This is a genomic window from Micromonospora sp. CPCC 206060, from assembly GCF_036906895.1.
In the GTDB taxonomy this organism is placed as follows: domain Bacteria; phylum Actinomycetota; class Actinomycetes; order Mycobacteriales; family Micromonosporaceae; genus Micromonospora.
Window position 1 is genome coordinate 76,917 of record NZ_JBAKHU010000018.1, and the last position, 13,469, is coordinate 90,385.

7 protein-coding genes are annotated in these 13,469 nt (G+C 72.7%); 5 read left to right on the forward strand and 2 right to left on the reverse strand.

Annotation, left to right across the window (positions count from 1 at the left end; genetic code table 11):
• Window positions 1-20: 20 nt before the first annotated feature.
• Window positions 21-3,023 carry a carbohydrate binding domain-containing protein gene (locus V6U90_RS14525; protein ID WP_334435754.1) on the reverse strand — a complete coding sequence of 1,001 codons (3,003 nt, stop codon included), beginning with the start codon at window positions 3,021-3,023 and terminating at the stop codon, window positions 21-23.
• A gap of 539 nt (window positions 3,024-3,562) precedes the next feature.
• Here V6U90_RS14525 and V6U90_RS14530 point away from each other — a divergent pair.
• The gene (locus tag V6U90_RS14530; protein ID WP_334435757.1) at window positions 3,563-4,396 is read left to right on the forward strand and encodes an esterase/lipase family protein; all 834 of its coding nucleotides are present in this window, start codon (window positions 3,563-3,565) and stop codon (window positions 4,394-4,396) included.
• A gap of 28 nt (window positions 4,397-4,424) precedes the next feature.
• Here the strand turns inward: V6U90_RS14530 and V6U90_RS14535 are convergent, their stop codons facing one another.
• Window positions 4,425-5,285 carry a carbonic anhydrase gene (locus V6U90_RS14535; protein WP_334435760.1) on the reverse strand — a complete coding sequence of 287 codons (861 nt, stop codon included), beginning with the start codon at window positions 5,283-5,285 and terminating at the stop codon, window positions 4,425-4,427.
• 482 nt (window positions 5,286-5,767) lie between these two features.
• Between V6U90_RS14535 and V6U90_RS14540 the strand changes: the two genes are divergently transcribed.
• From V6U90_RS14540 to V6U90_RS14555, 4 genes are all read left to right on the forward strand, one after another.
• Window positions 5,768-6,949, forward strand: coding sequence for a glycoside hydrolase family 16 protein (locus V6U90_RS14540; protein ID WP_334435763.1), 1,182 nt, complete (start codon window positions 5,768-5,770; stop codon window positions 6,947-6,949).
• Between the two features lie 120 nt (window positions 6,950-7,069).
• Entirely contained in the window at window positions 7,070-10,057 is a 2,988-nt protein-coding gene (locus V6U90_RS14545) for an SWIM zinc finger family protein (RefSeq protein WP_334435766.1), read from the forward strand.
• Complete coding sequence (locus V6U90_RS14550; RefSeq protein WP_334435769.1) at window positions 10,054-11,115, forward strand: ATP-binding protein; 1,062 nt, start codon at window positions 10,054-10,056, stop codon at window positions 11,113-11,115. The genes V6U90_RS14545 and V6U90_RS14550 overlap by 4 nt, the downstream gene beginning before the upstream one ends.
• Entirely contained in the window at window positions 11,108-13,468 is a 2,361-nt protein-coding gene (locus V6U90_RS14555; protein WP_334435771.1) for a DUF5682 family protein, read from the forward strand. Before V6U90_RS14550 ends, V6U90_RS14555 begins: the two co-directional genes overlap by 8 nt.
• The last annotated feature ends 1 nt before the right edge of the window (window position 13,469 follow it).

Here is a 13,469-nt window from a genome sequence, read left to right on the forward strand (position 1 = left end):
ACCGGCACCACGGGGGATCACTATTTCAGGTACGGTCCGGCGGTGCCGATCCTCCCCGGGGCCGGGTTGCCGGGCAGGCTGAGCACGTACACCCGCAGGTTGCCCTGGCCACTGACCGTGGCGGTCAGGGTGCCGTTGGTCACCACCTTCGTGTCGCCGGTGACCGCGTCGACGTAGGTGCCGTTCGGGATGCCGCTGAAGGTGGCCCCGCCGGAGATGGTGACCAGGGCGAAGCTGTCCACCCCACCGGCGGTGTACCGGCGTTTGAAGGCCATGTTGCCGTTGATCCCCTCGGTGGAGTACTGCCCCTTCTGGAGCGCGGGGATCGCCCGGCGGATCTGGTTGAGCCGCTGCACGTGCTTGACCAGCGGCTTGTCCAGGGTGGCCGCGACCGCACCGCTGGCGCTGCTGACCACACCGAAGTCGCTCGCGGTCACGGTGCCGGCGAGGTGGTCGCCGTAGTAGGCGCGACCGGTGGTGGCCAGCGGGCAGGTGGGGCCGCAGTCGATCCGGGCGCCCTTGGCGAACTCGATCTCCGAGCCGTAGTAGAGCGTCGGGATGCCCCGGAACGTCCACATCAGGCTCATGTTCTCCGCCCAGGCGTCGGTACCGCCGGTGTACCGCTGCGGGGACTTGTTCGGCCCGTAGTCGTGGCTGTCGACGTAGACGACGTTGTAGGTGGCGTCGTTGTAGCTGTCGTCGGAGTCCCTACCGTTCCAGTAGGCGTTGTTGGCGTCACCGAAGTTCATGTGCATCCGCATGTCGATGACGTTCATGCCGGAGAACTTCGAGTGGTCCGGGGTGTGGTAGTCGTTGCCCCGCAGGAAGGCGTTGTCGCTGGTGGGCTGCCCGCTCGGGCCGATTAGCTGCTCGTAGTCGTACTGCTCGATGGCGGCACGGACGTCGTCCGGGCTGTACTCCTTGCGCTCCTTCCAGGTGAAGAACTGGGCGGAGTGGTTGACCGAGCCACGGTTCCACTTGTCGTTGACGAACGCGGCGACCTCGCCGAAGACGTAGAAGTCCCTGCCCTTCTCGCCGTGCCGGGCGACCGCGTGCTGCGCGATGGCGGGCAGGAAGCGGCGGTTCCAGGTGACCCGCGGGATGTGTACTGCGGTGTCGATCCGGAAACCGTCCACGCCCATGTCGATGTACCGGTTGTAGACGTCGATCAGGTACTGCTGCACCGCCGGGTTCTCGGTGTTGAAGTCGGCCAGGTCCTCGTGCAGCCAGCAGCTCCGCGAGTCCTCGCCCTCCCAGTTGCCGATCCAGCACTGGTGGTAGAGGTCGGCGGGGAAGTGCTTGGTGGTGGCGCCGGGCCACTGGCAGTGGTAGATGGTGTAGCCCTCCGGGCTGGACGTTCCGGTCGGGGTCCCCCACCGCAGGCACTGGTTGCCGGCGGGCGCGGTGCCGGACCACAGGTCACCGTTGTACGGGCGGCCCTTGGCCAGCGCGTTCTGCGCCGGGGTCAGTTCCGGGTCGGTGCCGGTGTGCTCGACCATCGGGTCGTACTCCCGGCCGGGCTCCTGCTTGCTGTACATCCACTTCCACTGCTCGTCGCGGACGCCGTACACGGTGGGGGTGAACAGGCCCTTGGCGCCCCAGCGGGAGCTGTGGTTGTAGACCACGTCCTGGAAGATCTTGATGCCCTTGGCGTGCGCGGCGTTGATCAGCTCCTGGTAGCTGGCGCCGGGGGTCTCCAGCCGGGGATCGACCCGGTGGAAGTCCCAGCCGTGGTAGCCGTGGAAGTCGTAGTCGGAGCGGTTGAGCACGACCGGCGTGATCCAGATGGCGGAGAAGCCGAGGCCCTTGATGTAGTCGAGCTTGTTGATCAGGCCCTGGAAGTCGCCCCGGAACATCGGGTCGTTGTTGGCCGCGTTGCCGCTCTTGACGTGCTGGCTGCCGCCCCGGTTGTTGGTCGGGTCGCCGTCGGCGAACCGGGCGGTCATCACGAAGTAGATGGTGTCCTCGCGCGGGTCACCACCGAGCGGGGTACCACCGGGCGGCGTCGGGGGTCCGTCCCCGGTGGTGGCCGACACCGGGGCGCTCGCCGCCGATGTGTTGCCGGCGGCGTCGAAGGCGCGGACCGTCCAGGTGTACGCCGTCCGGGCGCTCAGCCCACTGTCGATCCGGTTGGTCGTGGTGCTGGTGGTGGTGACCGTCCCCGATGATCCACCGGTACGGGTGATCTCGTAGCCGGTCACCCCCCGGTCGTCGGTCGACGCCGACCAGGACACGCTGACGGTCAGCGCGTTGACCGTGGCGGTCAGTCCGGTCGGGACGGTGGGCGCCTCGGTGTCCACCGGGGGCGGCGGGCCGCAGGGGTCCGGGGCGTTGGCGGTGACCACACCGGCCTTCACCGTGGTACGTCCGGTGCCGATGGTGTAGTCGGCGCCGTTGTTGTTGTCCCACTGCCCGGCGTTGTTGTTGAACGCGGCCTTCATCGTGGTCGCCGCGCCGAGGTCGACCACCCGCCGGGCCCAGCCGGTGCAGGCGGCGGCCATGGCCAGGCCGGGCACCGCGGTCCACGACCCGCCGGCCGGCTGGTAGTGGATGTTCGCGCTGGCCCAGCCCCGGGTGGTGGTGTGGTAGTAGACCTCGGCGGTGGCGCCCGGGGTGGGCGACGGCGAGGTGGTGCAGGGGTCGGTGGTGCCGACCTTCCCGGCGGCCACGGTGACCAGCCCGGTACCCGCCCGGTAGTTCTGGCCGTTGTTGTTGTCCCAGGTCCCGGCGTTGTTGTTGAAGACCAGTTGGAGCCCGGTGGCCGAGCCGAGGTCGATGGTGCGCTTACGCCAGCCGGTGCAGGCGGCCTCCATCGCGACACCCGGGACGGCCGTCCAGCCACCACCGTCCGGCGCGTAGTGGATGTTCACCGTGCCGGTCCAGGCGGCCGGCGGCTGGTAGTAGACGGTGACGCTGTTCGCTCCGGCCGCACCGACGCCGCTCAACGGCAGCAGACCGATGCTGACACCGACGGCGAGGGTGAGCGCACCCCATCGTCGCCGGCTACCGACACTGACCTTCATGGGACCTCCCGACCGGGACGGTGGACGCGTGGGCCGCCGATGCTGGAAACCCTTGCGAACCCGGCAAGCACCGATCAGCTTCTAGTCACTAGAAGGTCACACTGACTGACACTTAGCGATCGAAATCGACAGGTTCACGCTCGGGCTTGCAAGAGTTTGCAAAGTTGCGAGGAAGTTACCAGGCCATTTCCATCGACACCAGTACCTACATTGACCATCGACCGACCACGGTCGGTGCTGACCATGGATCAAAGCAGCTCAACCATCCACGGCCGGCAGCCCTGCGGAGCGAAGAGTCTTGCTTTCACAGCAACAAGTTGCAGTTCCGTCGGCCGCGCGACCCGGCTGCGGCGACACCCGGCGACCCCGGTGCCCGAGTCAGCGAGCCGCCCGTCCCGCCCGCAGACACACCACAGCTACTCGCGCGTAACTTTCCATTGACGTTGATGTGTTGCGCGCCGCATCATGTGTCCACGATCGATCGGACCCACCCCTCCATCCCTCCCGGCCTCCCGGGATCCCTGACCGGAGGTGCAGCAGTGCTGCTCCGAAAGATCCTCACCGCCGCGCTCACCACCACCGCGCTCGGCATCTCACTCGCCGCGACCACTCCCGCCACCGCTGCCGTACCGGCACAGCCGGCCACCGCCACCGCGACCGTGCAGTCGACCGCCACCGCGACCGCGACCGTGCAGTCGACCGCCACCGCCAGCGGCGCCAATCCCGTGATCGTCGTGGGTGGCCTGTCCGGCATCGCCACCGTCTACGAACCACTCGCCGCCCGGCTACGCGGCGCCGGCTACCGGACCTTCATCTACCAGTTGCCGAACCTCGGTCTCGGCGACATCGCCGACTCCGCCCGCGCCTTCAGCGGCTTCGTCGGTCAGGTCCGCGCGACCACCGGCGCCGCCAAGGTGGACCTCGTCGCCCACTCGGAGGGCGGCCTGGTCTCCCGTTACCTGCTCAAGTACCTCGGTGGCACCGGTTCCGTCGAGCGGTACGTGAGCCTCGGTACGCCGCACTACGGCACGTACGTGGCCAACATCGTGGAGTTCCTCGGCCTCGGCAACTGCCTGGACATCGTCGCCTGCCAGCAGATGACCATCGGCTCCGACTTCCTCAACGACCTGAACAGCGGGGACGACACCGTCGGGGCGGTGCGGTACACCACCATACGGACCCTTCAGGACGAACTGGTCCGGCCGACCCAGAACGCCACCCTCGCCGACGGTGCCACCAACGTGCTGATCCAGTCGTACTGCCCGCTGCGGGTGGTGGGTCACCTCGGACTGGTGCTCGACGGCACCACCTGGACGATCATCCACAACGCGCTCACCGACAGCCCGATCCGCCCTAACTGCTTCGCCCTCTGACCGCCGGTGTGCCGGGTACCGCCGCGCTTCACCGTGGCGGTACCCGGACCCCGGCCGGGCACCCCGGTGCATGATCGGACGCAGGGCGGGACGCGGGGTCGGGCGTGAGGTCGGGCGTGGGGTCGGATCCGCCGTCGAGCAGGGTCACCCGACCGGTGTCCAGGTCGACGTGCGCGGGTACGAGCCGGAGCTGGCCCGTGGCGATCCGGTCCCGGAGCACCGCGCTGCGGTGCAGGGCCCGGGTCTGGGCCAGGATGTTCGCCCGTACCGCGTTGTCCACCGGGTCACCGGGGTCGTCGAGGACCGGCTCCACCACGGGCCGCAGCGCCTCGATGATGTCCCCGATCCGGCCCGGGGCGTGCCCGCCGTACCGGATCGCGTCGATCGTGGCGGTGACCGCGCCGCACCGCTCGTGACCGAGGACCACCACCAGCGGCGAGCCGCACTCCACGACCGCGTACTCGATGCTGCCGACGAGCAGGTCGTCGGCGACGTTGCCGGCCACCCGGTTGTCGAACAGGTCCCCGATCCCCTGGTCGAACAGGATCTCCGGGGCCACCCGGGAATCGGCGCAGCCGAGGATCACCGCCGAAGGGTGCTGACCGTCGGCGACCTCGCGCAGGTGACCGACCGACTGGCGGGGATGGCGGGCCCGGTCGCGGACGAACCGCCGGTTACCGGCGAGCAGGCGGCGCAGGGCCCACTGCGGGCTGCCCGGCTGGGCCGATCGGCCGGGATCCTGGGCGGGGGCGCGGTGCGCCGGTCCCGGGGCCGCCTGCGCCCGGGCCGGCGCAGCGGCCGGTACCGTCACGCCGGCCGCGACCAGGGCGGCGACGGCGAGCAGCGCCCGGCGGGACGGGTGGGACAACCCGGCACGGAACGGGGACATGTCGCCTCCCTGGCTTTCATGCGGGCGTCCCGCTCCGGGGACGCCTACGGCGGCGCCGGGAGCGGGACGGACTCGGGTCAGACCGGCAGCGTCCGGCCGATCGCCGGAATCATCCCATAACAGTCCGCCGAAATACGGCATCTGTCCACTTTAGCGTCCCGCGTCGCCAGCCAGCGTCCACCCGCGCGATCGGATCCGGCTGGACACCCGTGGCGGGCCACCTGGCCGCACCATCCAGATATTCACAATGATTGACGACTTGCAACATGCGGGATATCTTCCCGTATCAAGCAAGTAGATTCCACAAATGCGGGCAACAACGGTCGGTGATGGAAGTCCTCGGCTGCTGCCGGCATCCCTGCTCCACGGCCTGCCATCCCGCTCCGCCCGGGCGGCGACCACCGCCCGGCAACCGTCGTCGGCGCCGTCCCCCCTGCGCCCCGCCGGCCCGTCCCCGTCCCCCACCACAAGGAGGCACCCCCGTGCCGACTCCGCTCCGCCGGCGTCTCGCCGCCGGCACCGTCCTGCTCGTGGCCGCCACCGGCCTGCTCGGGTCGACCACCGCCCCGGCCCAGGCGGATCCGCCGGCCACCGGCTACGCCCTGGTCTTCAGTGACGACTTCACCGGCACCGCGCTGAACACCGCCGTCTGGCACTACCGCACCGACGTCAAGGCCAACAGCGCACAGCGCCCGGAGAACGTGACGGTCTCCGGCGGCTACCTCAACATCAACCACCGCAAGGAGAGCTACGCGGGCAAGAGCTACACCGCCGGTGGCGTGGTCAGTAAGCAGCGGTTCCGGTACGGCTACTACGAGTCCCGGCTGCGGGTGGCGGACGGGGCCGGCTGGCACGGCGCGTTCTGGTTGATGGCCGGTGACGGCAGCACCACCTACTCGGCCGACCAGCGCACCGAGATCGACATCTTCGAGAACGACTCGGTGAACCCCACCTTCACCCACCAGAACGTCCACCTCTGGGCCGGCTCCGGCGTCAAGGCCGCCCCGAGCAAGAACGGCTGGTACGGCCCGGCCTGCTTCGACGTCCGGCAGTGGCACACGTACGGGGTGGACTGGTCGGAGACCGCCGTCCGGTTCTACGTCGACGGGGTACCCACCCGCACCACGTCCTACCTGCCCAGCGAGAACACCCACGACTACGTGGCCATCTGGCTGACCAGCATCGGCTACGGCGCGCTGCCCGACGACAGCAGACTCCCCTCGGCCACCCAGTTCGACTGGGTGCGCTTCTGGCAGCGCGACGCGTACGTCGACAACGACGGTCCGGCCGCCTACGGCTACTCCGAGACCGGCACCTGGCATGACTCCACCGTGCCCGGCTGGACGGTCGGCACCACCAGCCGGTACGCCACGTGCCACACCGCCGGTGCGACCGCGACCTGGCGGCCCAACCTGCGCCAGGCCGGCCGGTACGAGGTGTTCCTCCGCCGGATCGTCACCAGCAACGGCGACCCGGCGGCCGGGGTGGCCGTGACGCACAGCGCCGGTACGACCGGTACCACCGTCGACGGCCGGGCCGGCAGCACCGGTTGGCTGTCCCTCGGCCGGTACGACTTCGCCGCCGGTACCGGTGGATCCGTCCGGCTCACCGCCAGCGGAGGCGGTTGCGCCCGCGCCGACGCGGTCAAGTTCGTCCGGGTCTGACCGTTCCTCCTGCTCAGGGGCGGTGCCGCCGCAGGTCCACGGCGGCACCGCCCCACCCGGCGCCCCCACCCGGTACCGCCCGGGTGCGATCGTGTCGTACCGGTCGCCTAGATTGCCGCCGTGCCCGTTGATCGTTGGTCCACCGCACAGGTCCTCGCCCTCGCCCCCGATGCCAGCTCGGCGAAGGGCGCCCGAAGCGTCAGTGGTGCCGCCAAGTGGGCGGCCACCGGACTGGCCGACGAGGTGCTGTGGGGGCTGTGCAAGGGCAGCGGCAGCAAGCCGTACCAGGTCTGCGTCGACCTGTCCGGTCCGGCGTACCGCTGCTCCTGCCCGAGCCGCAAGTTCCCCTGCAAGCACGCCCTGGGTCTGCTGCTGCTCTGGGCCTCCGGCGTGGACGGCGAGCCGACCGCCCCGGACTGGGTGGTGGAGTGGCGGAACGCCCGCGCCGCCAAGGCCGCCAAGGCGGCGACGCCGAAGGAGGCGGCCGGTCCGGTGGATCCGGCGGCGGCCGCCAAACGGGCGGAGCAGCGCGGCGTCCGGGTGGCCGCCGGCCTGGACGAGCTGCGGCGCTGGCTCGACGACCAGGTGCACCAGGGGCTCGCCGAGGTGGGTAACGCCGGGCACCGCCCGTTCGAGACGGTGGCCGCCCGGCTGGTCGACGCCCAGGCGCCGACGGTGGCCGCGACGGTACGCCGGTTGGGGCGGGTGGCCGGGGTCGGCGCCCACTGGTCCGACCGGCTGCTCGGCGAGTTGGCGCTGCTGCGGCTGCTGGTGACCGCCGCCGGCCGGCTGGACGAACTGCCCGCCGACCTGGCCGCCACGGTACGCAGCCGGATCGGTTTCCCGGTGTCCACCGAGGAGGTGCTGGCCACCCCGCCGGTGCGGGACCGCTGGCAGGTGCTGGGTCAGGTGGACTCGGCCGACGACAAGGTGACCACCCGCCGGACGTGGCTGCGCGGCGCCGACAGCGGCCGGTTCGCGCTGCTGCTCGCCTTCGCCGCGCCCGGCCAGGCGTTCCCCGCCGACGTGGTGCCCGGCACCGAGGTCGACGTGGACCTCTGCTTCTACCCGGGCGCCGGGCCGCTGCGGGCGCTGGTCGGCACCCGGCACGGGGCGCCGATCCCGTTGGACGCGCCGACCGGGGCGGTCGGGGTGCGCGACGGGCTGGCGCAGTACGCCGCCGCACTGGCCGCCGATCCGTGGCGGGAGACCGTGCCGGTGCTGCTGGCCGGGGTCGTACCGAGCGGGGACGGTCACCTGGTGGACCGGGCCGGCGACGCGGTCGCGCTGGCCCCCGGCCACGACGTGCCCTGGTGGCTGCTCGCCGCTGCGGGTGGCCGGCCGGTCACCCTCGCCGGGGAGTACGGCCCGGACGGGCTCCGGCCGCTGGCCGCCTGGCCGGACCGGCACTACCAGCCCGCCGCACCGGGGACTGGCGCCGGTGGCGCCCGACGGGCCACCGGGCTCCCGGCCGAACTGCTCTCCGCCGCGCTGGTGGGTACGGGGCGTCGGCCGTGGGGCGGGGGCACGGTGCCGGTGGGCGGCCGACCGCTCACCGTCGGCGGGGACGACTCGGCCGGGTCGCTGCTGGAGGCGGCGGCGGTCGCGGTGACCTACCAACGCGCGGCCGGTACCCCGGTACCGGGCCGGGTACCGGTGGACCCGGCGCCGGCCGAGACCGTCCCGGCGGTGCCGCCTGCGGCGGCGGCCCGGCTGCACCTGCTGCTCGCCGAGGGCGGCGCTCCCGGTGGCGCCCAGGTCCAGCAGGACCTGCTCGCCGAGTGGCTGCGGCTGGCCGCCACGCATCCGGTGGTGCTGCCGCCGGAGACCCTGCCGGCACTGTTGGACGCCGGCCGGCGCAGTACCGCGTTGCGCCCGCTGCTGGCCCGGTTGGCGGGTCAGCGGGGCCGTTGGCTGGCCGGCCACCGCCCGGAGTGGGGCTACCTGCTCGACGAGGCACCGGCCGCGGTGGTCACCACCGTTGACGGCACGCCGACCGGCGGCGCAGGAGACGGATCGACCGGTACCGCGCAGCACGGGTCGGTCGATGGCGCGGATGAGCGGTCGGCCGGGATCTGGGAGACCGGGACGAGCGGGGAGCGGCTGTCGTACCTGACCCGGCTGCGGGCCCAGGACCCGGCCGCCGGTCGGGAACTGCTGGTGGCCACCTTCAGCGCGGAGAGCGCACCGGACCGGGCCCGGTTCGTCGAGGCGCTACGGGTGGGACTCTCCCCGGCCGATGACGGTTTCCTGGAACGGACGCTGGACGACCGGCGCCGGGAGGTCCGCCAGGCCGCCGTGGAACTGCTACGCCGGCTGCCCGGTTCCGGGCTGCGCCAGCGGATGGCCGATCGGGCGCTGACCGCGGTACGGCTGGTGGAGGGTGACCGGCTGGTGGTCGACCCGCCGACCGAGTGTGATGCGGCCATGCGGCGGGACGGGGTGGACCCGCAGCCGCCGCGCGGCGTCGGGCTCGGTGCCTGGCTGCTGGAGGAGATCGTCGCGGCCACTCCCCTGGCCACCTGGACCGACACCGTCGGCCGAGCACCGGCCGGGCTGCTGGCGATGCCGGTCGACGACGACTGGGCGCCGGTGCTGCGCCGGGGCTGGGCCCGGGCAGCCGTCGACGAGCAAAATGCGACCTGGGCCGCCGCCCTCGTCGACGCCGTCGGCGTGCCGACCGGGCGACAGTCGGCCGAACTGCCGGACGCGCTGCTGTGGCGGCTGCACGAACTGCTGCCCGCCGACCGGCTCACCCGGCTGGCCGCCGACACCCTGCGCAGCGACCCGAACCGGGCGCACCGGCTGCTGGGGCTGCACCCCGGCACCTGGCCCGAGGAACTGGCCGACACGGTCACCGACACGATCGAGCAGCGCGCCCGGGGCAACGACAACACCTGGCACCTGGCCGAGCTGTGCCGGCTCGCCGCACTGGCCATGCCGCCCAGCCATACCGACCGGATCAGCCGCCTCGCCGAGGCCCTCGACACCGACGGTACCGACGACACACAGGTCCAGACCCGTACCGACGCCGCGCGGGTCCGCACCGTGAGCCAACTCGCCGTCGTACTCGCCTTCCGTTCCGAGATGCACAAGGAGTTCAGTTGACCGCGTTGCGCCCCCATGCCGAGCAGCAGTACGCCGACGAGCTGGCCGAGCTGGCCGCCGGGGACGACCGGCCGCGCCCGCCCGGCTGGCGCCTGTCGCCGCAGGCGGTGGTGACCTACCTGCTCGGGGACGGCGCCAAGATCACCCCGAAGTACGTGGGGCCCCGCCGGTTGATGGAGATCGCGGTGGCTACCCTCGCCACCGACCGGGCACTGCTGCTGCTGGGCGTGCCCGGTACGGCGAAGACCTGGGTCTCGGAGCATCTGGCCGCCGCCGTCTCCGGGGACTCGACGCTGCTGGTGCAGGGCACCGCCGGCACCGCCGAGGAGGCGATCCGGTACGGCTGGAACTACGCCCGGCTGCTCGCCGAGGGGCCGTCCCCGGCCGCGCTGGTGGCCAGCCCGGTGATGCGGGCGATGGAGACCGGTGCCATCGCCCGGGTCGAGGAGCTGACCCGGGTGCCGTCGGACGTGCAGGACGCGCTCATCACCGTCCTGTCGGAGAAGACCCTGCCGGTCCCGGAGCTGAACACCGAGGTACAGGCGCAGCGTGGCTTCAACATCATCGCCACCGCGAACGACCGGGACCGTGGGGTGAACGAGCTGTCCAGCGCGTTGCGCCGCCGGTTCAACACGGTGGTGCTGCCGGTACCGGCCTCCGCCGACGAGGAGGTGGAGATCGTCTCCCGCCGGGTGGCGCAGCTCGGCCGTTCCCTCGACCTGCCGGAGGTGCCGACTGCGGTCGAGGAGATCCGCCGGGTGGTCACCGTTTTCCGGGAGCTGCGCTCCGGGCTGACCGAGGACGGCCGGACGAAACTGAAGTCCCCGACCGGTACCCTCTCCACCGCCGAGGCGATCTCGGTGCTCACCAACGGGATGGCGCTGGCCGCCCACTTCGGCGACGGGGTGCTACGTCCCGGTGACGTGGCGGCCGGCATCGTCGGCGCGGTCATCAAGGATCCGGTCTCCGACGCGGTGGTGTGGCGGGAGTACCTGGAGACCGTGATCCGGGAGCGCGCGGACTGGCGGGCCTTCTACCGTGCCGCCCGCGATGCCTGAGCGGTTCTACGGGATCCGGCACCACGGGCCCGGTTCGGCCCGCGCGGTCGTGGCGGCCCTGGCCGCACAGCGCCCCGACGTGCTGCTCGTGGAGGGTCCCCCGGAGGCCGACGAGCTGGTCCGGTGGGTGGCCGACGAGCGGCTCGAACCGCCGGTGGCGCTCCTCGGGTACGCCACCGACGATCCCCGCCGGGCCGGGTTCTGGCCGTTCGCGGTCTTCTCCCCGGAGTGGCAGGCGATCCGCTGGGCGGTCGACAACGGCGTGCCGGTGCGGTTCTTCGACCTGCCGTACGCCTACCGGTTCGCCGAGCCGGAGGAGCAGCCCGGTGGGCAGGTCGAGCCGGCCGATCCGACCAGCGGGCCGGCTACTCAGGCCGAGCCGGCTACTCAGGCCGAGCCGGCTACTCAGGCCGAGCCGGCTACTCAGGCCGAGCCGGCTACTCAGGCCGGGCAGCGCAGGCCAACCGAGCCGGACAGCGCGCCGGCCGATCCGGCCGGGGCCACCGGGGACCGTGGCGGACCGCGACAGCGCCCGGTCGACCCGATCGGGGAGCTGGCCGCCGCAGCCGGGTACGACGACCCGGAACGCTGGTGGGAGGACGTGGTCGAGCACCGGGGCGCCCCGGCGTTCGAGGCGGTCGCCGAGGCGATGGCCGCCATCCGGGAGGGCGCCCCGGAGGACCCGGACGACCTGCTCCGCGAGGCGTACATGCGCACCGTGCTGCGGCAGACGCGGCGCGGGTACGACAACATCGCCGTGGTGTGCGGGGCGTGGCACGTGCCCGCGCTGACCGCCAAGGTCGCGGCGAGCGCGGACGCCGCGCTGCTCAAGGGCCGCCGGAAGACCAAGGTGACCTTCACCTGGGTGCCGTGGACCTACGGCCGGCTGGCCTCCTGGCAGGGCTACGCGGCCGGGGTCCGCTCCCCCGGCTGGTACCACCACCTGTTCACCACACCGGACGAGGTGGTCACCCGGTGGCTGGTGGCCGCCGCCGGGGTACTCCGGGACGAGGGGGTACCGGCGTCGTCCGCGCACGTCATCGAGGCCGCCCGGCTGGCGGAGACGCTGGCCACCCTGCGCGGCCGGCCGTTGGCCGGGCTGGCCGAGCTGACCGAGGCCAGTGAGGCGGTGCTCTGCGAGGGCGAGCCGCTCCGGCTGGAGCTGATCAACCGGCGACTGGTGGTCGGGGAGCGGCTCGGCGCGGTACCGGACGACATGCCGGCGGTGCCGCTGGCCCGGGACCTCGCCGCCCAGCAGCGCAGCCTGCGGCTGAAGCCGGAGGCGCTGGACCGGGACCTCGACCTGGACCTGCGCCGGGACACCGACCTGGCGCGCAGCCGCCTGCTGCACCGGTTACGGCTGCTCGGCGTGCCGTGGGGCGACCCGACCGGCGGTCGCCGGAGCACCGGCACCTTCCGGGAGCAGTGGCGGTTGCGCTGGCAGCCGGAGTTCGCGGTACGGCTGGTGGAGGCGAGCGCGCACGGCACCACCGTGGACGCGGCGGCGACCGCCTCGGTGGCCGCCCGGGCACAGGCCGCCGGCAGCCTCGCCGAGGTGACCGCGCTGGTGGAGATCTGCCTGCTCGCCGACCTGCCCGGGGCGTACCCGCCGGTGCTGCGCGCCCTGGACACCCGCGCCGCCCTCGACGCGGACGTCGGGCACCTGATGGCGGCGTTCCCGGCCCTGGCCCGCACGCTGCGGTACGGCGACGTACGCCGGACCGAGCTGGGTGGGCTGGCCGAGGTGACCACCGGCATCCTGGCCCGGGTCTGCGCCGCGCTGCCGGCCGCCGTGGGCGGGCTCTCCGACGAGGCGGCCCGCACGCTGCGGGACCGGATCGACGGGGTCCAGGCCGCGGTCGGCCTGCTCGACGACGGGGTACGCGACCGCTGGCTGGACACCCTGACCTCGGTCGCGGGCCGGGACGACCTGGCGGGGCTGCTCGCCGGCCGGCTGACCCGGCTGCTGCACGACGCCGGTCGACTGGACCGGGACGAGGTACGCCGGCGGATGGGGCTGCCGCTGACCGTGGGTACCGCACCGGCGGCGGGGGCCGCCTGGGTGGAGGGTTTCCTCGGTGGCGGCGGCCTGCTGCTGGTGCACGACGACGACCTGCTGTCCCTGGTGGACGACTGGTTGACCGGCATCCCCGCCGACTCGTTCACCGAGGTCCTGCCCCTGCTTCGGCGCACCTTCGGCGGTTTCGCCGCCGGTGAGCGGCGGGCGATCGGCGAACGGGTCAGCGCCACCGGGGGCACGGTGCCGGCCGCCGTGGCGGTGGGGCTCGACCACGACCGGGCGGCGGCCGTGCTGCCCACCCTCAGCATCCTGCTCGGACGGGAGCTCCGTTGAC

Excerpts from the sequence above, each read along its gene's own strand:
- V6U90_RS14555 (WP_334435771.1), top strand. The coding sequence starts at position 11,108 with ATGCCTGAGCGGTTCTACGGGATCCGGCACCACGGGCCCGGTTCGGCC.
- V6U90_RS14525 (WP_334435754.1), bottom strand. The coding sequence starts at position 3,023 with ATGAAGGTCAGTGTCGGTAGCCGGCGACGATGGGGTGCGCTCACCCTC.
- V6U90_RS14535 (WP_334435760.1), bottom strand. The coding sequence starts at position 5,285 with ATGTCCCCGTTCCGTGCCGGGTTGTCCCACCCGTCCCGCCGGGCGCTG.